Origin of the sequence: Yoonia sp., assembly GCF_030731595.1 — a bacterium.
Lineage (GTDB): Bacteria > Pseudomonadota > Alphaproteobacteria > Rhodobacterales > Rhodobacteraceae > Yoonia.
Window position 1 is genome coordinate 1 of the sequence record NZ_JANQTS010000038.1, and the last position, 20,252, is coordinate 20,252.

Genomic DNA, 20,252 nt, shown 5'->3' on the forward strand with positions numbered 1-20,252 from the left:
TGACCGCGATCATGGATTCGGTCGCGGGTGCAGGCGATGTGCCTGTGATTGCCGATGGTGGCATCAAGTTCTCTGGCGATTTTGCCAAAGCGATTGCGGCGGGTGCGTCCTGCGCCATGGTCGGCTCGATGATCGCAGGCACAGACGAAAGCCCCGGCGAGGTGATCCTCTATCAGGGGCGTTCGTTCAAATCCTATCGCGGCATGGGTAGTCTTGGTGCGATGGCCAGCGGATCGGCTGACCGGTATTTCCAGAAGGAAGCCGCCAGCGACAAACTGGTCCCCGAAGGCATCGAAGGTCAGGTTCCATACAAAGGCTCTGCCCATGCCGTCATACACCAGCTGGTCGGCGGTTTGCGGGCGGCTATGGGCTATACCGGCAATGCGACCATCGAAGAGATGCGCAAGAACTGCACCTTTGTGAAAATCACCGGCGCGGGCCTGAAGGAAAGCCATGTGCATGATGTGCAGATCACACGGGAAAGCCCGAACTACCGGATCGGGTAGGGCGGTATGACCCCCGGCGCACGCATTGCTGCCGCCATTGCGGTTCTTGATGATATTCGTGACGGGGCTGCCGCTGAAAAGGCGCTGACGACTTGGGCGCGGGGGAGCCGCTTTGCCGGGTCCAAGGACCGTGCGGCGGTGCGCGATCATGTTTTCGATGTGTTGCGGGCCAAGCGGTCGCTGGGCGATGGATCGGGGCGGTCCTTGATGCAGCGGTTGGCCCTGCGCGAAGGCTGGCCGCTTGACCAGCTCTTTTCAGGCGAAGGCCACGCGCCCGAGCCTGTGACGGATGAAGAGGCCACGGCGCTTGCAGCACCTCTTGCCCTGACAGAGGCCGCGCGCTGTGACCTGCCCGATTGGCTTTGGCCGCTTTGGCAGGACAGCCTTGGCGATCAGGCGGAAGCTGCCGCAATCGCCCAGCAGGGGCGGGCCGATGTGTTCTTGCGGGTCAATGGGCGTAAAGGCGCGGTGGACGAGGCCATCGCGCTTTTGGCACAGGATGGCGTGATAGCGGTGCGCAACGACCATGTGCCCGGTTGTTTGCGGGTGCTGGAAAACCCGCGACGGGTCAAGACAGCAACGGCCTATCTGAACGGAGTTGTCGAACTGCAGGATGCGTCCTCGCAATTTGCTGTCACCGCCGTTCCGGTTCCTGCGGGCGGGCGTATTCTGGATTATTGTGCCGGCGGCGGCGGCAAGGCACTGGCCTTTGCCGATCAGCATGAGGGACCGGTCTTTGCCCATGATATCGCACCCGTTCGCATGCGCGACCTGCCGGTGCGCGCCGCGCGTGCGGGTGTTGACATCACGGTGCTTGCGACCGCCTCCCTGCGGACGACCGCCCCTTTTGACGTGGTTTTTTGCGACGCGCCCTGCAGCGGGAGCGGCACATGGCGGCGCACACCTGATGCAAAGTGGCAGCTGGATCAAACGCGGCTGGCGGCCTTGATGGATGCGCAAGATAGCGTCCTTGCCGAGGCGTCGACCCTTGTCGGACCGGGGGGCGTTTTGGCCTATGCAACCTGTTCTGTGCTGGCGTCAGAGAACGCCGGCGCTGTGGCAAGATTTATCGCCACCCATCGCCAATGGCAGCAGATTGAAGCGCATCAGCTTGTGCCCGGACCGGATGGCGACGGGTTCTTCCTAAGCCTGTTGCGACGGACATAATACAACCTAGAATTGTTATCTAAACGCTGCTATAGCATGGTTAAGGATTGGTTAAGCGTTTCGCATCTAACCTGCCCGTGCGTGTTATGAGGTAGCGATTTGCCCCTTGATCAGACGATAGACCTGCCGATGGCCTCCCGTGCCGCAAACATGCCGCGCCCATCGCATGTTTTCGTGGCAGGACTGATTTGCTTGGGGATGGCAATCAGCCCTTTGCCGCTTTCCTTTCAGATCGGTTTCGCGCTGTGTGGCGTTATTTTGTGGCTTTTTGCGGCAATTGTCTGGTTGATGCAGCATCTTTGTGCCCGTGCGGCATTGCGGATGCACCAGATCGCAAAGCAAATGATGGCCCATGATCTTGGTGTTGGTTTCGTGACCGACGCGGCAGGGGTGATCACCTTTGCCAATCGAGCGGCCCATGATCGCTTTGGTCAAACCGAAGGCCGCAGTTTGCCACAGGTTTTCGGCCGGATGCTGGCCAATCCGACAGGAATCCTGAACCAACTTGTCGCACAGGCGGTCCAGACGGGTGCGCAGACCGAAGATATCGTCACACGCGGAGGGCATTTTAGGTTACGGATCTTGATGATGGGAGAGTCCTGTCAACTGTGGTGGCTGGATGATCTGTCTGATGGTGCCGCGACCGGGCGACGCGCTGCAAAGCGGGACGCCTTCCCGATGCTGTCCGCCACGGCTGCGGGGCAAATCATTCAGATGAGCGACGGGTTTCGCCGACTGGTTGGCGCCGAAGCACAGACCCTCGAAGATGTGTTCAAGGATCTCCCTTTGCGGTCGGGCTTCGTCCATCGCCTGCGCGGCACGGATGGCACCCACGAACTGATGGTGGCGGTGATCGAAGGGCGGGACAACACGCATGATGTCTATCTCTTGCCCGGCGTGGCGGTACCGCAGGTGCCGCGCCAGCTTGAGGCTGGTTGGGACGCGGTGGAGGATCTGCCGGTGCCCCTGCTCAAGATTGCGCGGGATGGCAGGCTGCTTGGGTCGAACCGCGAAGCGCGGCACCTGCTGCATATTTCCTCCAGCCAAGGCCAGCGGCTGTCTGATGTGCTGGACGGGCCGGGACGCCCGATCAACGATTGGCTGGCCGAGGCCTTGGCGGGGCAGGAGGGGCATGTCTCTCAGTTCTTGCGGGGGCGGGGCGGAAGTCGGGACAAATTCGTTCAGGTCACTTTGAACACCGCTGGGGCAGGTGCCGATTTGCACCTGATTGCGGTTCTGAATGATGTGACCGAGCTAAAGACACTCGAGGCGCAGTTCGTGCAAAGCCAAAAGATGCAGGCCATCGGCCAGTTGGCCGGCGGCGTGGCGCATGATTTCAATAACCTTCTGACCGCGATCTCTGGTCACTGTGATCTTTTGCTGCTGCGCCATGATGAAGGCGATCAAAACTATGGCGATCTGATCCAGATCCATCAAAACGCCAATCGCGCAGCAAGCCTTGTCGGGCAGCTTTTGGCGTTTTCACGCAAACAGAACCTGCAGCCGGAAACGATCGATTTGCGCGATACGCTCTCGGATCTGACGCATCTGCTGAACCGTTTGGTGGGCGAGAAAGTCACTTTGACGCTCGATCATGATCCGGCGCTCTCGCAAATCAAGGCGGATAAGCGACAGCTTGAACAGGTCTTGATGAACCTTGTGGTCAATGCGCGTGATGCCATGCAGGGCGCCGGTGAAATCAAGGTCGAGACCAAGAACCTGACCCTCAGGTCTGAAATGCGCAGAGACCGGGCGCTTGTGCCGCCGGGGGACTATGTCGTGGTCAAGGTGATCGATTCAGGCCACGGGATCGCCCCGGAGCAATTGCCAAAGATTTTCGAACCGTTCTTTACCACGAAACGAACCGGCGAAGGCACCGGCCTTGGCCTTTCTACCGCTTACGGGATCGTGAAACAGACCGGCGGCTACATCTTCGCTGATTCAGTGGTCGGCAAAGGAACGACGTTCTCGCTCGTTTTCCCACGGTTTGAGGCCCCGGTGAACAAAGTGACGCAGACAGATTCACCCATGATTGTTCCGCTCAATACTGCTGCTGACGGTGTTGTTCTGCTGGTCGAAGACGAAGCGCCTGTCAGAGCCTTCGCATCACGCGCCTTGCGGCTGCGGGGTTATACAGTCTTGGAGGCAGACTGCGCTGAAATGGCGCTGGAAATGCTGGGCGATGAAGAGTTGAACATCGATGTTTTCGTGACCGACGTCATCATGCCGGGTCTTGATGGGCCGACATGGGTGCGCCAAGCGCTCAAGCAGCGGCCCAATACCAAAGTTGTCTTTGTGTCGGGCTATCCTGAAGACGCCTTTGAAGACGGGCAGCCTGAAATCCCTGACGCGGTATTCTTGCCCAAACCCTTCTCTTTGACGGCCCTGACCGAGACTGTGCACCTGCAATTGCAAGATGCATCTGTGCCTGTTCAGGCCCGGTCTCAGTCCTTGAGCGCGGCCCCAAGCGCCACAAGATGAGCGGCCGATCCGGTCAAGGCGGCATAATCGTCCTCGATCACATGGACGGCAAAGTTGCTCATGAAGCCTGCAAAGCGCCCCTTGTCACGGAAAGCGTCGCCAAAGCCGAATTTCGTCAGATGTGGCGCAAAGGCGCGGGTGACGCCGCCCACCAGATAGACCCCGCCAAAAGGCAGTTGGATCAAGGACAGATTGCCACAAACAGTGCCAAGGATACGTGTGAAAAGCTGTGCCGCCGCAACCGCACGCGGGTCAGTGTCCTTGGCGCAGGCTTCCATGATATCTTTGGCGGAACATTCGCGCGGGTCGTTCGCCTCATTGCCCAGGAAGGCATAAACACGTTCAAGACCACGGCCTGAAAGCACATCTTCGACTGCGGGAAACCCATGTGCCGTTGATACGAACTGGCACAGGCGCAGCTCCATCTCGTTGCGGATCGGCAGATTGGCGTGCCCGCTTTCCGATGGTGTCACGATACGTCCGTGTTCAAGGTCAAAAACAGGGGCTGCGTTAAATCCGGTGCCAACACCGATCACAAGTTTGGCCGCGTTGGGGTTGCTGTCGGGGCCCGGCAGGATGGTCCGGATATTGGTAGGGTCAAGGTGGCCCAGCGCATGTCCCTGCGCTTGCAGATCGTTCAGGATCGCCACGGTTTCAGCACCTGTCGCGCGCATCAGCGTGTCTTTGTCGATGGTCCAGTCAAGGTTGGTCAAGGTTGCTTTGCCATCCCGCACCGGTCCCGCAACCGCAACGCAGGCCGCGATCGGATCAACGCCGCCTTCGTCCGCGATGTAGCGGCGCAACACCGATTCAAGACCCGGGAATTCGGTATTCCGGTAGCGCCGGATTGTGGGCTCCAGAATTTGACGGCCCTTGGCCAAGGCCACACGCGTGTTTGTTCCGCCAATATCTGCAACCAGAGAATAGATGTTATCAGGATGGCCCATTGTGTTCCTTAGCGCGCTATGGCGGATTTGAGCGCGTGATAGGACGCTTTTGGCGTGCGCTTCAAGGTGTCAAAGTCCACATGGATCATGCCAAAGCGTTTTTCATAGCCGAATGCCCATTCGTAATTGTCCAAAAGCGACCAGTAAAAGAAGCCTTTGACGTTCGCGCCATCTGCGATGGCACGTTTGGCGGCCAGAAAATGATCCGAGACGAACTTTGTGCGCACCGGATCATAGACCGCGCCGTTTTCGATCTTGTCATCCCATGCCATGCCGTTTTCGGTCACATAGATCGGCAGCGCGCCGACATAATCCTGGGATAACCGTGTCAGAAAACTGTACAGCCCGTCAGGGTAAATCTCCCAGCCCATCTGCGTCTTGTCGCCCGGGCCTTCTTCAGAGGCGATATGCGGCCAGACCCCATCGGGGTCTGTCGTGACCTTGTGGCGGGTATAGTAGTTGACGCCCAGAAAATCGATGGGCTGGCTGATCTCTTTCATATCGTCTTGCCAGCCGTCCGGCATATGCGGTGCAAAGCCTTCAAGCGCCTCAGCAGGGTAGGTGCCTTTGGCAACGGCCTCGATGAACCAGCGGTTGGCAATGGCGTCCCACGTGGCGGCGGCCTTGACGGCGGCGGGGCTGTCATCGCGGGGTTCGGTGTGGTCGAAATTCAGGACGATGCCGCAGTTTTCCATGCCCTTCGCGCGCAGGCGGGTCATGGCGACACCATGCGCAAGGTTGATGTGGTGCATGGCGCGCGCAGTGGCGCGGATATCTTTCAGGCCGGGCGCGTGATGGCCCAGAAAATGCGACAGGAAGGCCACGCACCAAGGTTCGTTGATCGTTGCAATCGCCGCGACACGGTCACCGATCCGGTCTGTGATGACATCGGTAAAGTCACCGAAATACTGGCAGGTATCGCGGTTCATCCAGCCCCCCTGATCAGCCAAGGCGGATGGCAGTTCCCAGTGATAGAGGGTCTGAAAAGGCTGCAAACCACGGTCCAGCATGGCGTCCACAAGCCGGTCGTAGAAATCAAGCCCTTCGGGGTTCACAGTCCGCCCATCGGGCATGACCCGCGCCCATGACGTGGAAAACCGGTAGGCATCCATGCCCGCATCTTTGAGCAGATCAAGATCCTCCTCATAGCGGTGGTAGTGATCGCAGGCGATGGCGCCATCTTCAGCCCGCACAACATTGCCGGGGCCTGCGGCGAAAGTGTCCCAATGGGTCGGGCCCGCGCCGCCGAACTGATGTCCTTCGATCTGATAGGCCGCCGTTGCTGCCCCAAAGAGGAACCCTTCAGGAAAATCTGCACGTTTGAAATCCATTTCAGTCCTTTCGGGGGGCAGGGCCGGTTGACGACCCGACCATAAGTTCAGCCTCTAACAATGCGTTTTGTAGGGGGCGATCGGGTTCTGCAATAGAGATCAGAAGCATTTCGGCCAACCTGCGACCCGCCTCGCGCACTGAAGAGCGGGTGGCGGTAAAAATCGGCACGTCGCTGCCATTCTGCAGGTAGGACAGCACATCGTCGTGGGTGATGACGGATACATCCTTGCCCATGACAAGACCCCTTTCCTCGATCGCACGGCGGACGCCCAAAGCACTGATCAGCGATGAGGCCAGCACTGCCGTTGGCGGATCGGCCTTCTGGAGCATGTCGCGGGTTGACTGATAGCCAAAGTCTTCGGTCATCTCGCCGGATCGCATCAGACTTGTGTCAATCGGGATATGATGCGCAAGAAGCGAGGTAGAATATCCGTCGCGCCGTCTATGGGCGAAATCCATATCCTCGAGCCCGTTAATCAAGGCGATGCGTGTGTGACCGAGATCGATCAGAAAATCAGTCGCGCGATGGAACGCGCGGCGGTTGTTCACATCAAGCCAGGCATAGGGCACTTGGCAGCCCGATGCGCGCCCGTGGACGGCAAAGGGCAGCCCGAGTTTGTGAAGATGCGGGATACGCATGTCATCCATGCGCGGGGCGTGCAGGATGACGCCGTCGACAGCCCGCCTTGATTTCAGCCCGTCATAGACCTGCAATTCATTGGCATCATCCACAATGGTGAGCATCATTTCATAACCGTGACGCGCGTATGTTTCACCGGCACCCGCGATGAAGTCGCCAAAGATCGGGTTCACCATCTCATGTTTGCTTGAGACCGGAATGACGTGGCCAATCGCCAATGCCTGCCCTGTGGCAAGGCCCTTGGCGCGGGTGCTGGGGCGATAATTGAAAGTTCTGGCAGCCTCTTCTACCCGGCGTCTGGTTGACTGGCTCACCTCTGGGTAGCCATTGAGCGCACGGCTCACGGTCGTTTGGCTAAGCCCCAGTTTTTGAGAGAGTTCTTTAAGATTCATAAGGGCAGAAGTCGTTTCCAAAGCGCTATCAATTTGAAAGAGCGTCTGTCCACAGATCGCTGAACCGCCCCTCCCGAAATCGTTTCAGTAAACACGAATCGCCTAATTTCCAAGCATTATCTGTTTAAGTGACTGTTGTATTGACAGAACCGATGACTTGGCTGACTGTATTCATATCCAAAGCGCTTTGGGAAGATGATTCCGTGGCGCTGGATGGAAATGAACGCACAGCCAAGTGCACACAGAGCTTACGCGCTCTTTTTCGGGCGCGATTGGGAGGAAGATTAATGAAAATGAAACTGTATGCCAGTGCGGCAGCGGTGGCTTTGACTGCTGGCGCAGTTCAGGCCGACGGGCACCTTGCCTTTGCGCCAGGTGAAGGCGACTTTAGCTGGGACAGCTATAACGAATGGGCGGCAAACGCACCTGACCTGTCCGGGCAGGACGTCACGATTTTTGGCCCTTGGTTGGCGCCAGAAGATGACATTTTCCGGTCCGTGATCGCGTATTTTATCGACGCGACCGGTGCAAACGTCACCTACACAGGGTCTGACGGATTCGAGCAGCAGATCGTGATCGACGCCGAAGCCGGCAGCCCGCCAAACATCGCCGTCTTCCCACAGCCCGGTCTGGCTGCGAACATGGCATCGCAAGGTCTTTTGGCACCGCTTGGTCCTGACATGGCGTCTTGGGTTGGTGAAAACTATGCGGCGGGTCAGTCTTGGGTTGATCTGGGCACATATGCCGACGCGACAGGCGCAGACCAGTTCTATGGCTTCTTCTACAACGTCAACGTGAAGTCGCTTGTCTGGTATGTGCCAGAGAACTTCGAAGATGCGGGTTATGAGATTCCGGAAACCATGGAAGACCTGATCGCCCTGTCAGAGCAGATCATTGCGGATGGTGGCACACCTTGGTGCATCGGTCTGGGATCTGGCCCGGCAACCGGTTGGCCTGCGACTGACTGGGTCGAAGACATCATGCTGCGCACACAGTCACCTGCTGACTATGACGCATGGGTCAGCAACGAACTGCCGTTCAACGATCCTAAAGTGGTCGAGGCGATCGAAACCTTCGGCATGTTCGCAAAGAATGACGCTATGGTTGCCGGTGGGTCTGCTGCGGTCGGTTCAACCGACTTCCGTGACAGCCCAGCGGGTCTCTTCACATCACCTGCCCAGTGCTACATGCACAAGCAGGCGTCGTTCATTCCGGCCTTCATGCCAGAAGACGTTGTGATCGGTGAAGATGCAGACTTCTTCTACTTCCCATCCTTCGCAAGCAAAGATCTGGGCAATCCAGTTCTGGGCGGCGGTACACTGATGGCCGTCACCGAGGCGTCTGACGCGACAATGGCGTTCATGGAATTCCTCCAGCAGCCGCTGGCCCATGAAGTCATGATGGCGCAGACAGGCTTCCTGACACCGCACTCTGGTGTGAACCTTGATACTTACAAGGATGCAACGCTGCGCGGTCAGGGTGAAATCCTGCTGAACTCCACAACATTCCGCTTTGACGGTTCAGACCTGATGCCGGGTGCCATCGGTGCCGGTACTTTCTGGACAGGCATGGTTGACTATGTTGGCGGCGCCAGCGCGCAAGAAGTTGCGGATGCGATCCAGACCAGCTGGGACGCGCTGAAGTAATCGGCCACATTTCTTAGGAAATGCGCGACAAACTCAGGTTCGGGCGGTGCGCTGCCCGAACCCATGAGCGGCACGCAAGAATAGCCGCACACACTCATTCGCGACGGGGAGGACGCCATGCATCCAGCACTGCAAGGGCTATTGACGATCATCATCGGGGTAGGCGGCTGTGTCGGCTATTTCTACGGGGCGAACCTTCTGCTCGACAAGGTCCTGTTCAAGCCGTCAGGCCCGAACGCCGGGCGGAATATCAACCGCGCCAACCAGATCCGGCCCTGGATTTTCCTGATGCCGGCGATCCTGGCCTTGGGTCTTTATCTGGCCTACCCTGTCGTCGCTACATTGCGCCTGAGCTTTCTGGAACGTCTGCCGGGCAACCAATATGCTTTCGTCGGCCTTGAAAACTACACGCAGATGTTTGCCGAACCGAAATTCTGGGAGGCGATGCGCAACAACGTGCTTTGGCTGGTTGTTGTCCCTGCCGCCGCCACCGGTTTTGGCCTGCTGGCCGCCCAGCTGACTGACCGCTTGCGCTGGGGAAATATCGCCAAGTCGATTATCTTTATGCCGATGGCGATCTCTTTTGTGGGCGCCGCTGTTATCTTTAAACTGATCTACGAGGCCCGCCCCGAAGATGTCGCCCAGATCGGTATTCTGAACCACCTCTATCTTCTCTTTGGCGGCGAAACCCCGCAGCAATGGCTGCAAATCCCGTTCTGGAACAATTTCTTCCTGATGGCGGTGCTGATCTGGATCCAGACAGGTTTCGCGATGGTGATCCTGTCTGCCGCATTGCGCGGTATCCCCGAGGAAACCGTAGAGGCCGCTGTGATCGACGGAGCCAATCCGTTCCAGATCTTCTTCAAGATCAAAATCCCCCAGATCACCTCGACCATCGTTGTGGTCTGGACCACGATCACGATTGCGACCCTCAAGGTCTTTGACATCGTCTTTGCGATGACGAACGGCCAATGGGAAACGCAGGTCTTGGCCAATTACATGTATGACAAACTGTTCCGAGCCAATGATTGGGGCATGGGGTCTGCTGCGGCCATGATCATCATGCTGATGGTCACACCGATCCTCGTCTGGAACGTCTATAATGCGCGCAAGGAGATGAAGTAATGGATGCCATTGCTGGTAGAAAGCCTGCCGTTGTCTGGGCACTGAACATTTCCGTCGTGGTGCTTGTGGCACTTTGGCTGTTCCCGACTTTGGGTCTGTTTGTCTCGTCCTTCCGGACGGGCGACCAGATCACCGCATCTGGCTGGTGGTCGGCCTTGTTCCCTGCGGAACAGACGCTGCAACTGCGCGTCGCGGACCCCGATGATAACCGGATTGATCTGGGCAATGGGCGTTTTATGGTCGAGGGCAATATTTTCGACGGCCAAGGCTTTGAGGGCGAAATGAACGCCTGGGCCACGTCGAGCCGCGATCTGGGCGCGAATGCCCCCGGCGATACGTCGGATTTGGGCGATGGCGAGCTTTTCACTCTGAATACCGATGGCACCTATGTCTGGGAAGGCAACGACGACCAGATCAGCGGTCGCGCACAGCGGGTCTTTATCGAAGTTGTTTCGCCGCCGGACTTTACCTTGAACAACTATGGCTTTGTGCTTTTTGATGAAAACAATTCCGAAGGCATGGCCAAGGCCTTCTTCAACACGCTGACGGTTGTGATCCCCGCGACGATCATCCCGATCCTGATTGCGGCTTTTGCGGCCTATGCGCTGGCTTGGATGGATTTCCCGGGGCGGGCCTTGCTGATCGCCATTGTGGTGGGGCTTTTGGTGGTGCCCTTGCAACTGGCACTGATCCCTTTGTTATCGCTGCATAATGCGGTCGGGATCGGAAAGGGCTATTTGGGGGTCTGGCTGGCGCATACCGGATTTGGTCTGCCTTTGGCGATCTATCTGCTGCGAAATTATATGGTCGGTCTGCCGCGCGATATCATCGAGAACGCGAAAGTCGATGGCGCGTCGGATTTCCAGATTTTCACCAAGATCATCCTGCCGCTCAGCTTTCCGGCTTTGGCCTCTTTTGCGATCTTCCAGTTCTTGTGGACATGGAATGACCTTCTGGTGGCATTGGTGTTCCTGATCGACGCCTCTGGCCAGACGACTGTCATGACCAAACAGATTGTCGAGCTTTTGGGCACCCGCGGCGGAGATTGGGAAATTCTGGCGACCTCTGCCTTTATCTCGATTGCGGTGCCGCTGGGGGTTTTCTTTGCAATGCAGAAATACCTTGTGCGGGGCCTCTTGGCCGGGTCCGTGAAGTAATCAATGCGGCCCCGGTGCGCGAGCCGGGGTCGCTCTCAACAACGCCAAGGCTTTTGCTCGAGGTAGAAGCTGCGAAAATATAGGAACGACGACGATGACAACGGCACTGGCCACAACGACCGAGATGGCCATTGATAAGGATTGGTGGCGCGGAGCGGTGATCTATCAGATCTATCCCCGCAGCTTTCAAGACAGCAATGGCGACGGGATCGGTGATCTTTTGGGGATCGTTCAGCGTTTGCCCTATATCGCGTCGCTTGGCGTTGATGCGATCTGGATTTCGCCCTTCTTTATGTCGCCGATGAAAGACTTCGGCTATGACGTCAGCGATTACTGCGATGTCGATCCGATGTTCGGCTCTATCGCCGATTTTGATGCCGTGGTTGAAACCGCGCACCGTTTTGGCATCCGTGTGATGATTGATCTGGTGCTGAGCCACACCAGCGAACAACACCCGTGGTTCATCGAAAGCCGCACCAATCGCAGCAATGCCAAATCCAACTGGTATGTCTGGGCTGATCCAAAACCCGATGGCACGCCGCCCAATAACTGGTTGTCCATCTTTGGCGGATCGGCTTGGCAATGGGATGCGCGGCGCGAGCAGTATTATCTGCATAACTTCCTTGTGTCCCAGCCTGACCTGAATTTCCATGAACCCGACGTGCAAGAGGCGCTGCTTGATGTGGCCCGTTTCTGGTTGAACCGCGGGTGTGATGGCTTCCGCTTGGATACGATCAACTTTTATATGCATGACGCGCAGTTGCGCGATAATCCTGCGTTGCCGCCCGAACAGCGCAACGCCACCATCGCCCCTTCGGTGAATCCCTATAACCACCAAGAGCATCTTTACGACAAGAACCAGCCGGAAAACCTCGACTTCCTGCGCAAGCTGCGCGCGGTGATGGAGCCTTTTGGCGCGGCTGCTGTCGGCGAGGTGGGTGATGCCCAAAGAGGGCTGGAGATCATGGGCCAGTATACCGCTGGCGATGATCTGATGCAGATGTGCTATGCCTTTGAATTTCTGGCCAAAGACCAGCCCACCGCTGCGCGCATTGTGCAAGTGATGCACGAGGTCGACGCTGTCGCCTCTGAAGGCTGGGCCTGCTGGGCGTTTTCCAACCATGACGTGATGCGCCATGCCAGCCGTTGGAACCTGCCGCCTGCCGCACAGCGCATGTTTGCAACGCTGATTATGTGCTTGCGTGGCTCGGTCTGCCTCTATCAAGGCGAGGAACTGGGGCTGCCAGAGGCCGACGTTGCCTTTGAAGACCTGCAAGACCCTTACGGCATTGAATTCTGGCCCGAATACAAAGGCCGCGATGGCTGCCGCACGCCGATGGTCTGGGAGACGAACAACCAGAACGGCGGCTTCTCTGCCGGGCGGCCTTGGCTGCCGGTTGCGTCAGAGCATCTGGCGCTGTCTGTCGGCGCACAAGAGGATGAACCGGGCGCTTTGCTGCACCACTACCGCAAGGCCATTGCCTTCCGCCATTCCCATCCGGCACTGAGCATCGGTGAACATGACACGATGCGTGCCTCGGGTGATGTGGTCTATTTCACGCGCACATCCGGCGCACAAACCATTTTGTGTGTGTTTAATGTAAGCGAAACACCATCCGCGTTTGATTTGCCCAAGGGGGACTGGCAGCCGATTGGCGCCGAGTTGGGCAGCGCACATCCATCCGCAGATGGCAGACTTTACCTTGGGCCTTGGCAGGTATGCCTCGCGCTCAAGACATGACTTCAAGGGGAGTGAGACATGGCTGATCTGAAACTAACCGAGGTCGCCAAGACCTATGGCGGCAAGGTTGATGTTCTGAAAAACATCAACCTCGATATCAAGACGGGCGAGCTGATCGTATTTGTCGGACCGTCCGGTTGCGGAAAATCGACGCTTTTGCGCATGATCGCGGGTCTGGAAAAGATCACGGGCGGCGAGTTGCAGATTGACGGTCAGGTCGTCAATGACGTGCCACCCGCACAGCGCGGGATTGCAATGGTGTTCCAGTCCTACGCGCTTTATCCGCATATGACGGTGCGCGATAACATGTCGTTTGCGCTGAAGCTTGCCAAGAAAACCCCTGCCGAGATTGATCAGGCTGTCAACCGTGCCGCCAAGATCCTGCAACTGGATGATTATCTGGATCGTCTGCCCAAGGCGCTTTCCGGTGGTCAGCGCCAGCGTGTGGCCATCGGCCGTTCCATCGTGCGTGATCCGAAGGTCTACCTTTTTGACGAACCGCTCTCGAACCTTGATGCGGCCCTGCGCGTTGCCACACGGATCGAGATTTCACAGCTGAAAGAGTCGATGCCTAACAGCACGATGATCTATGTGACCCACGATCAGGTCGAGGCGATGACATTGGCCACGCGCATCGTGGTACTTGCCAACAAAGGCATCGCACAGGTCGGGACCCCGCTGGAGCTGTACGAGCGCCCAGAGAATGAATTTGTGGCCCAGTTCATCGGGTCGCCTGCGATGAACTTGCTCGCCGGCGAGATTGTTGAAACCGGTGCGGAGACCACGATCAAGCTGCATGGTGGTGGTTTGGTGAAATCCGCAGTGCCGACCCAAGCCTCTGACAAAGGGTTGAAGGTCAATGTCGGAATCCGCCCCGAGGATATGATCGAGACATCGGGCGAGGATTATGCCTTTGAGGGCAAGGTCAATATCACCGAAGCCTTGGGCGAGGTCACGCTGCTTTATTTCGACAAAGTGGGCGACAATGATGCCGTCATCGGCAAATTGCCCGGCATCCACGCGGACCTGCGCGGCAAGACTGTTCGCATGGCCGCCAGCCCTGCCAAAGTTCAGGTCTTCCATAACGGGCAATCGCTCTATTACCGCTAGGCAGATCCGCTTCGGTTCGTGATTGTGCGTGTTGCGCCGATGTGATTGCATCGGCGCGATTTCGTATGGGGGAAACAGATGCAAAATCCGGTGAATACGCTCAAGTCAGCCTTGCAGTCAGGGCAGGTGCAGCATGGCATTTGGCTGACGTCCGGTGCGCCGATCATGGCCGAACTTGCAGGCAACGCCGGTTTTGACTGGTGCCTGATTGACGGAGAACACGGGCCGAATACGGTGTCCGAGATGCTCCCACAACTGCAAGCCTTGGCGATCAGCAGGACACCCGCTGTCGTGCGTATCGCAAGCGCCGAGGCGTGGATGGTCAAACAGGTGCTGGATCTGGGTTGTCAGACCGTGTTGGTGCCGATGGTGGATGATGCGGAAACTGCCCAACGCATGGCGCGCGCGATGCGTTATCCGCCTGATGGCAACCGTGGTATGGGCGCTGTCCTGGCGCGCGCTTCACGCTTTGGGTCTATTGCGGATTACCCCCATAGTGCCAACGCCGAGGTCTGCCTCATGGTGCAGGCGGAAAGCGCCAAAGCAGTCGAAAATATCGACGCTATCGCTGCCACAGACGGTGTTGATTGCGTCTTTGTCGGGCCTGCGGACCTTTCTGCCGACATGGGCTATCCGGGTCAGCCCGAACATCCGGAAGTCGAGGCCGCCATTGATCACCTGATTGCCCGCACGGTGGCTGCGGGAAAGATCGCGGGGATCATTACCTTTGATCAAGGCCGCTTTGCGGAATACGCGCAAAAAGGCGTGACATTCCTTGGGGTTGGCGGTGATCTGTCGATCCTTAATGCGGCCTTGCGCGCACTGGCAGGGCAGGTAAAGGCATAAGCCCTAGCCGCGCCGCCGCCGCCCTGTACGCGCACGCCCTTCGCCTTCTTTGACAGGGGCGCGGTTGAACTTGATCCACTCGCTGCCGGACGGGTCATTGTTGGTCAGGAAGTTTGCGGCGCGGATCGCCTCCATTTCCGAACCGGCGCGCGGCAATGTTGATCCCATCCCGAAGAGTGTCACGAATGTTTCATCGTCCATATCCGCAGGCAGAATGATCCCTGCCGCTTCGATCTCGGCCATTTTCTCGGCGATCTTTTTGGGGCCGATTGGCAGGGCGACGGGGTTCATGATGGCAGAGGTCATGCCAGCGGTCATCGCCATCGGCAAAAAGGCGTTATTGATCCCGTGACGGTTGGGCAGGCCAAAGCTGATGTTGGACGCGCCACAGGTCGTATTCACGCCCAGTTCCTCGCGCAACCGGCGCACAAGGGTAAAGACCTGCAAGCCAGCCGTACCCATCGCCCCGATCGGCATGACAAGCGGGTCAACGACAATATCATGGGCGGGAATGCCGAAATCAGCAGCGCGCTCCACGATTTTCTTGGCGACGGCAAAGCGTACATCGGGATCTTCTGAAATGCCCGTATCATCGTTGGAAATCGCCACAACCGGCACATTGTATTTCTTGACCAGTGGCAGCACGAGCTCCAGCCGCTCTTCTTCGCCGGTGACAGAGTTCAGCAGGGGGCGCCCTTCGGCTGCCGCCAGACCGTTTTCCAGCGCGCCGGGGACAGAACTGTCGATGCACAAAGGCACATCGACGATGGCCTGCACCCGCAGGACCATTTCGCGCATGAGTGGCGGTTCAACAAAGTTGTTGTCGGCATAGCGCGGATCTTCGGCCATTTTGTTGGAAAACACAGCACCCGAGTTGATGTCGAGAATGTTCGCACCTGCCGCGACCTGCGCGATGGCGTCGGCCTCGACACGGGAAAAATCACCGCGCTCCAGCTCTTCGGCAAGGATTTTGCGCCCAGTTGGATTGATCCGCTCTCCGATCACGCAAAAGGGCTGATCGAACCCGATAATGGCCGTCTTGGTTTTGGATTCGACAATCGTGCGTGTCATAGGGGCGTCCTTAAGATTGAGATGCGGGAACGGCAGAGTTTCCGCCGTTTGCAATGGCCCAGTTGGCATTGGTCTTGATGCCGCCAAGCGGGAAGAAATGTACGTGGGTGATGTTGAAATCAGGGTGCGCGGCCTTGTGTGCGGCCAATGCGGTCAGCACCTCGGTCGGCTCGTAGGGCAGCAAGAGCTTGGTCACATCCATCGCCCGCTTTTGCAACACTTTCAGCGAGGGGCCGACGCCGCAGGCAATCGCGAATTTGATGAGCGTCTGCAACTTGGCAGGGCCCGCGATGCCGATGTGAACGGGGATCGTGATTCCGGCCGCTTTCAGCGCATCCGCCCAGGCGATGATCGGTCCGGCCTCGAATGCGAATTGCGTGGCGAGGGCCATTTCGGCATCAGTCGTTTCAGAGAATTTCTGTTTCCAACGAAGGGCTTCCATGACGTTCTTGTCAGAGCCGTCCTTGTCGATGTCACGGTTGCCTTCGGGGTGGCCCGCCACATGCAGGCGTTTGAAATCGCCAAACAGCCCGCTTTCCATCAACTGCATGGAAGAATGGAAATCACCGTGCGGTTCGGCCACGCCACCGGCCAGCAAGAGCGCCTGATCCACACCCGCTTCGCCTTGGTAACGGGCAATCCAATCGGCCAACATCGCCCGATCCTTGATGATCCGCGCCGGAAAATGCGGCATGACCTTATAGCCGTCCCCGGCCAGACGCGCGGCAGTGGCAACCATGTCTTCAATCGGTGTGCCTTCGATATGGGCGATATAGACACGCGTTCCGGCAGGCAGCAATTCGCGGAAATCTTCGACCTTTTCGGCCGTGCGCGGCATCACCTCGATGGAATAGCCCTGAAGGAAGGCCTCTAGATCGGGGTTCACACCCGTGTCTTCGGTTTCTTTACGCTTGAGGAAAGGGAGCAGGGACATAACGACCTCCGAGAGACGAGGGGGGATGAGCGGCGGCTTGATCAAGCCCAGCCATCATTTGCAATAAGGGTTTTGATCCGGTCTTGGTCATATTCGGCATCGATCCGGGCCACAGCGGCAGCAGCGGCTTCGGCATCGGTGCCTTCAGCGGGAAAGGGGTCTGCTTTGCGAAAACCGGCCATGTATTCGTCTGATTCAGCGGCTCCCGATTTCATCGCGGCGCGGTCAATCGCCTGCTCGAACCGTTCCGGCAAGGGCAGTTTGGTGCCACGACGCCCACGGCCCACAATGACCTGTGCTGGCATATCGCGCCAATAAACGATGGTGACGTCGGGCATCTGATTCTCCGTAGTATGCGTTGGTCTGGTTCTATCACCCGAATATGCAGCACAATGTCGGTTTTCGACATCGCGAGAGCGGTGAGCGACCGCCTTGGCCTAACCCATTGGGGGGCGGGCAGACTAGTGAGCAGCAGGGTCAAAATCTTCAAGTCGTTTATGTGGAGAATTTGCACAAGCGCTGACAAGACTTGTGCAATGGCTGATCCCGCCATACCTTGTCTTTAACTGAACATGGAGGGCGTAGATTATGACGCCCAAGCGTCCCGACGGTGCGGGCGCGTTCCCTAAAGCGGTCGAGAGCCCCGCGCCAACAACGCCCGATCCGGCGCAGCTTTATGCGGCACTGGATTTGGGTACAAATAGCTGTCGGATGTTGATTGCCCAACCCAAGGGCAGCCAATTTCACGTGGTCGACAGTTTTTCAAAGTCCGTGCAATTGGGCCAAGGCCTTGAAAGCACGGGACGTTTGTCGCGTGCTTCTATGAACCGCACGATTGCCGCGATGCGCATTTGCCGTGAAAAGCTCAAGCGTCACGGGGTCAAGCGCATGCGGCTTGTCGCCACCGAGGCCTGTCGCCGCGCGCTGAACGGGGAACAATTCGTGCAGCAGGTGCGCCGCGAGACCGGATTGAATCTGGAAATCATCAAGCCCGAAGAAGAGGCCCGTTTGGCCGTCATTTCTTGCGCACCCCTGGTCAGCGTGAATACCGAGCAATTGCTGGTCGTTGACATCGGTGGCGGGTCCACGGAACTGGTCTGGATCGACCTGAGCAATGTGCCCAAACGGGAACGTCCGCGCGCGATCATGCGGTTGCATGCGGGATTCACCTCTGATCCCGGGCCTTTTGCGGCGGCCAAGGTCGTTGATTGGATATCTGTGCCATTGGGCGTGGCGACGCTGCGGGACCAATTTGCGGATGTCGAAGACGACGGCGCACGTTTTGCCCTTATGAGTTGGTTTTTCGAGGAAAACCTCGAGGAATTTTCGCCCTATGCCGCAGCCCAAGCCCGCGAGGGGTTCCAGATCATCGGCACCAGCGGCACGGTGACGACTGTGGCGGCCAGCCATCTTGGTCTGAAACGCTATGACCGCACCAAGGTGGACGGGTTGCGCATGTCATCCGACCAGATTGATACGGTGATCCGCGATTACCTTTCGCTTGGCCCTGCTGGTCGCCGTGCCGATCCGCGCATCGGCAAGGACCGTCAGGCGCTGATCATGTCCGGCTCTGCCATTTTGCAGGCGTTGATGCGGCTTTGGCCGACCGATCGGTTGTCTGTGGCGGATCGTGGCCTGCGGGAAGGTCTGCTTTATGCACAGATGTCGGCGGATGGGGTCTTGGAAGACACCCCGTTTTAAGGGTAAAGCGCTTTCATGGCCAACAAACCCACCAAAAACACCTCTGGACGCGGACAGCGCGACTTGACCGTCAAGGTCAAGACCGCCCGTGGGCGCAAGCTGTCATCCACCCAATGGCTGCAACGCCAGCTGAATGACCCTTATGTCAAACGCGCCAAGGCCGAAGGGTATCGGGGCAGGGCGGCCTACAAGATACTGGAACTGGACGACAAGTTTCGCTTTCTCGTGCCCGGCGCGCGGATCGTTGACCTTGGCTGTGCGCCCGGTGGTTGGCTCCAGGTGGCGGTCAAACGCGCCAATACTTTGGGCGAGCGGACCAGCAAGGCGCAAGGCTATGTGCTGGGGATTGATCTGCAAGAGGTCGATCCGCTGCCGGGAGCCGAGATTCACCAGCTCGATTTCATGGAAGACGACGCTGATGTGAAAGTCCGTGAATGGCTGGGCGGCAAGGCCAATGTGGTGATGTCGGATATGGCCGCCTCTGCTTCGGGGCATAAGCAGACCGATCACAACCGTATCATCGCGCTGTGCGAAGCGGCCGCCTATTTCGCATTCGACGTGCTGGAAGAAGGCGGGACCTTTGTCGCCAAGGTGCTGGCAGGCGGGGCCGAGGGTGACTTGCAAAAGCTGCTTAAGGCACGGTTTACGAAGGTGGCGAACGTGAAACCGCCTGCATCACGGTCGGACAGTTCCGAGAAGTTCGTTGTGGCGACGGGATTCAAGGGTAGTGAGGCCCTAGACGGCTGAGTGCAGGTCTGCGGGACCAAGCTGCCTTATGGCCTCATCGGTCGCCTGTCCGCGCGACAATCTCAGACCTAGCAAAAACGTCTCAAATCGACTCTTGGGGTAAATGATCGCTTCGTTCGCGTTGAGGACGCGATCCGCCGGTTTTTAAGGTGGGCTTCCATAGGGATAGAGCTTGGTCATGGCCGCACAGACGACACCAATGCCCATCACGGCGCCAGCCGTCACAAGCCGTCCGTACCTCTGTTCTGAATAGTGCAAATACCACTGTAAAGTGCGCTTGCCTTCGCTCGAAAGGACAGGGTCCGGGGCTCCAAAGATGAGAATGTATATCCCTGTCGTTATGCCTATAGACAAGGGAGCGACCACCCAGAAATTGACTTCGAAAGGCGTCAGTCTTCGATAGCCAGACATGAATTCCGTCCCCTCATCTGCGTTAGAACCGCTCTGCGACCGCCTGACTTTACAAGAGGTCGTTCGGTTTTCCACGTGCAACTTTAAGTGAGCGCACGCCAAATCCCAACTTCAAATCGTTCTCAGCGGTCCAAAAAGACTCGTGTGCCAAGCTAGGGACATCCCTGGATGACATATACATGTCTTGCGGATTAATGCGGCAAAGAGCTCAAAGAAGACATTCGCCGCATGTAAATCCAAACTTACGCCACCTTCCGCAGGTCGATTGACTAACGCCTGAAGGGCCTTTGGTACCGCA

17 protein-coding genes are annotated in these 20,252 nt (G+C 57.8%); 11 read left to right on the top strand and 6 right to left on the bottom strand.

Annotation, left to right across the window (positions count from 1 at the left end):
- The 3 genes from NWQ23_RS03365 to NWQ23_RS03375 form a co-directional block, all read left to right on the top strand.
- On the top strand, positions 1-506 hold a 506-nt coding region (locus NWQ23_RS03365; protein ID WP_306164829.1), incomplete at its 5' end, for an IMP dehydrogenase.
- Positions 507-512: 6 nt separating this feature from the next.
- Complete coding sequence (locus NWQ23_RS03370; protein ID WP_306164830.1) at positions 513-1,673, top strand: RsmB/NOP family class I SAM-dependent RNA methyltransferase; 1,161 nt, start codon at positions 513-515, stop codon at positions 1,671-1,673.
- A gap of 129 nt (positions 1,674-1,802) precedes the next feature.
- Positions 1,803-4,154: an ATP-binding protein gene (locus tag NWQ23_RS03375; RefSeq protein ID WP_372340105.1), complete on the top strand. Its 2,352-nt coding sequence runs from the start codon at positions 1,803-1,805 to the stop codon at positions 4,152-4,154.
- On the opposite strand, the gene NWQ23_RS03380 is transcribed toward NWQ23_RS03375, so the two are convergent.
- Genes NWQ23_RS03380 through NWQ23_RS03390 form a run of 3 tightly spaced genes read right to left on the bottom strand, consistent with a single transcriptional unit; the run spans position 4,118 to position 7,465 of the window.
- A complete protein-coding gene (locus NWQ23_RS03380) occupies positions 4,118-5,101 on the bottom strand; it encodes a glucokinase (protein WP_306164832.1) in 984 nt (327 codons plus the stop codon). The two genes, NWQ23_RS03375 and NWQ23_RS03380, sit on opposite strands and share 37 nt — an antisense overlap.
- Before the next feature lie 8 nt (positions 5,102-5,109).
- Complete coding sequence (locus tag NWQ23_RS03385) at positions 5,110-6,432, bottom strand: GH1 family beta-glucosidase (protein ID WP_306164833.1); 1,323 nt, start codon at positions 6,430-6,432, stop codon at positions 5,110-5,112.
- A 1-nt stretch (position 6,433) separates the two neighbouring features.
- A complete protein-coding gene (locus tag NWQ23_RS03390) occupies positions 6,434-7,465 on the bottom strand; it encodes a substrate-binding domain-containing protein (RefSeq protein WP_306164834.1) in 1,032 nt (343 codons plus the stop codon).
- 287 nt (positions 7,466-7,752) lie between these two features.
- On the opposite strand from NWQ23_RS03390, the gene NWQ23_RS03395 reads away from it, so the two are divergent.
- The 6 genes from NWQ23_RS03395 (at position 7,753) to NWQ23_RS03420 (ending at position 15,090) form a co-directional block, all read left to right on the top strand.
- The gene (locus NWQ23_RS03395; RefSeq protein WP_306164835.1) at positions 7,753-9,111 is read left to right on the top strand and encodes an ABC transporter substrate-binding protein; all 1,359 of its coding nucleotides are present in this window, start codon (positions 7,753-7,755) and stop codon (positions 9,109-9,111) included.
- A 117-nt stretch (positions 9,112-9,228) separates the two neighbouring features.
- Entirely contained in the window at positions 9,229-10,236 is a 1,008-nt protein-coding gene (locus NWQ23_RS03400; RefSeq protein WP_306164836.1) for a carbohydrate ABC transporter permease, read from the top strand.
- Complete coding sequence (locus NWQ23_RS03405; RefSeq protein ID WP_306164837.1) at positions 10,236-11,393, top strand: carbohydrate ABC transporter permease; 1,158 nt, start codon at positions 10,236-10,238, stop codon at positions 11,391-11,393. Before NWQ23_RS03400 ends, NWQ23_RS03405 begins: the two co-directional genes overlap by 1 nt.
- Positions 11,394-11,517: 124 nt before the next feature.
- Positions 11,518-13,134 (top strand): alpha-glucosidase, encoded by a 1,617-nt coding sequence (locus NWQ23_RS03410; protein WP_306164845.1) that lies wholly within the window; start codon positions 11,518-11,520, stop codon positions 13,132-13,134.
- Positions 13,135-13,152: 18 nt separating this feature from the next.
- Positions 13,153-14,244 carry an ABC transporter ATP-binding protein gene (locus NWQ23_RS03415; RefSeq protein WP_306164838.1) on the top strand — a complete coding sequence of 364 codons (1,092 nt, stop codon included), beginning with the start codon at positions 13,153-13,155 and terminating at the stop codon, positions 14,242-14,244.
- Between the two features lie 78 nt (positions 14,245-14,322).
- Positions 14,323-15,090 (top strand): HpcH/HpaI aldolase/citrate lyase family protein, encoded by a 768-nt coding sequence (locus NWQ23_RS03420; RefSeq protein WP_306164839.1) that lies wholly within the window; start codon positions 14,323-14,325, stop codon positions 15,088-15,090.
- 3 nt (positions 15,091-15,093) lie between these two features.
- Here NWQ23_RS03420 and NWQ23_RS03425 read toward each other — a convergent pair whose 3' ends face one another.
- The 3 genes from NWQ23_RS03425 to NWQ23_RS03435 are packed head-to-tail and all read right to left on the bottom strand — an operon-like array spanning position 15,094 to position 17,433.
- Entirely contained in the window at positions 15,094-16,161 is a 1,068-nt protein-coding gene (locus NWQ23_RS03425) for a methyltetrahydrofolate cobalamin methyltransferase (protein WP_306164840.1), read from the bottom strand.
- Between the two features lie 10 nt (positions 16,162-16,171).
- Positions 16,172-17,095: a methylenetetrahydrofolate reductase gene (locus tag NWQ23_RS03430; RefSeq protein WP_306164841.1), complete on the bottom strand. Its 924-nt coding sequence runs from the start codon at positions 17,093-17,095 to the stop codon at positions 16,172-16,174.
- Between the two features lie 41 nt (positions 17,096-17,136).
- Positions 17,137-17,433 (bottom strand): virulence factor, encoded by a 297-nt coding sequence (locus tag NWQ23_RS03435; protein ID WP_306164842.1) that lies wholly within the window; start codon positions 17,431-17,433, stop codon positions 17,137-17,139.
- A 250-nt stretch (positions 17,434-17,683) separates the two neighbouring features.
- On the opposite strand from NWQ23_RS03435, the gene NWQ23_RS03440 reads away from it, so the two are divergent.
- Both NWQ23_RS03440 and NWQ23_RS03445 read left to right on the top strand, forming a co-directional pair.
- Entirely contained in the window at positions 17,684-18,796 is a 1,113-nt protein-coding gene (locus NWQ23_RS03440; RefSeq protein WP_306164843.1) for a Ppx/GppA phosphatase family protein, read from the top strand.
- Positions 18,797-18,811: 15 nt separating this feature from the next.
- The gene (locus NWQ23_RS03445) at positions 18,812-19,543 is read left to right on the top strand and encodes an RlmE family RNA methyltransferase (protein ID WP_306164844.1); all 732 of its coding nucleotides are present in this window, start codon (positions 18,812-18,814) and stop codon (positions 19,541-19,543) included.
- Positions 19,544-20,252: the final 709 nt, after the last annotated feature.

Coding starts and splice junctions, on each gene's coding strand:
- NWQ23_RS03415 (WP_306164838.1), top strand. CDS start 13,153: ATGGCTGATCTGAAACTAACCGAGGTCGCCAAGACCTATGGCGGCAAG.
- NWQ23_RS03425 (WP_306164840.1), bottom strand. CDS start 16,161: ATGACACGCACGATTGTCGAATCCAAAACCAAGACGGCCATTATCGGG.
- NWQ23_RS03420 (WP_306164839.1), top strand. CDS start 14,323: ATGCAAAATCCGGTGAATACGCTCAAGTCAGCCTTGCAGTCAGGGCAG.
- NWQ23_RS03440 (WP_306164843.1), top strand. CDS start 17,684: ATGACGCCCAAGCGTCCCGACGGTGCGGGCGCGTTCCCTAAAGCGGTC.
- NWQ23_RS03370 (WP_306164830.1), top strand. CDS start 513: ATGACCCCCGGCGCACGCATTGCTGCCGCCATTGCGGTTCTTGATGAT.
- NWQ23_RS03445 (WP_306164844.1), top strand. CDS start 18,812: ATGGCCAACAAACCCACCAAAAACACCTCTGGACGCGGACAGCGCGAC.
- NWQ23_RS03400 (WP_306164836.1), top strand. CDS start 9,229: ATGCATCCAGCACTGCAAGGGCTATTGACGATCATCATCGGGGTAGGC.
- NWQ23_RS03410 (WP_306164845.1), top strand. CDS start 11,518: ATGGCCATTGATAAGGATTGGTGGCGCGGAGCGGTGATCTATCAGATC.
- NWQ23_RS03385 (WP_306164833.1), bottom strand. CDS start 6,432: ATGGATTTCAAACGTGCAGATTTTCCTGAAGGGTTCCTCTTTGGGGCA.
- NWQ23_RS03380 (WP_306164832.1), bottom strand. CDS start 5,101: ATGGGCCATCCTGATAACATCTATTCTCTGGTTGCAGATATTGGCGGA.
- NWQ23_RS03390 (WP_306164834.1), bottom strand. CDS start 7,465: ATGAATCTTAAAGAACTCTCTCAAAAACTGGGGCTTAGCCAAACGACC.
- NWQ23_RS03435 (WP_306164842.1), bottom strand. CDS start 17,433: ATGCCCGACGTCACCATCGTTTATTGGCGCGATATGCCAGCACAGGTC.
- NWQ23_RS03375 (WP_372340105.1), top strand. CDS start 1,803: ATGGCCTCCCGTGCCGCAAACATGCCGCGCCCATCGCATGTTTTCGTG.
- NWQ23_RS03405 (WP_306164837.1), top strand. CDS start 10,236: ATGGATGCCATTGCTGGTAGAAAGCCTGCCGTTGTCTGGGCACTGAAC.
- NWQ23_RS03430 (WP_306164841.1), bottom strand. CDS start 17,095: ATGTCCCTGCTCCCTTTCCTCAAGCGTAAAGAAACCGAAGACACGGGT.
- NWQ23_RS03395 (WP_306164835.1), top strand. CDS start 7,753: ATGAAAATGAAACTGTATGCCAGTGCGGCAGCGGTGGCTTTGACTGCT.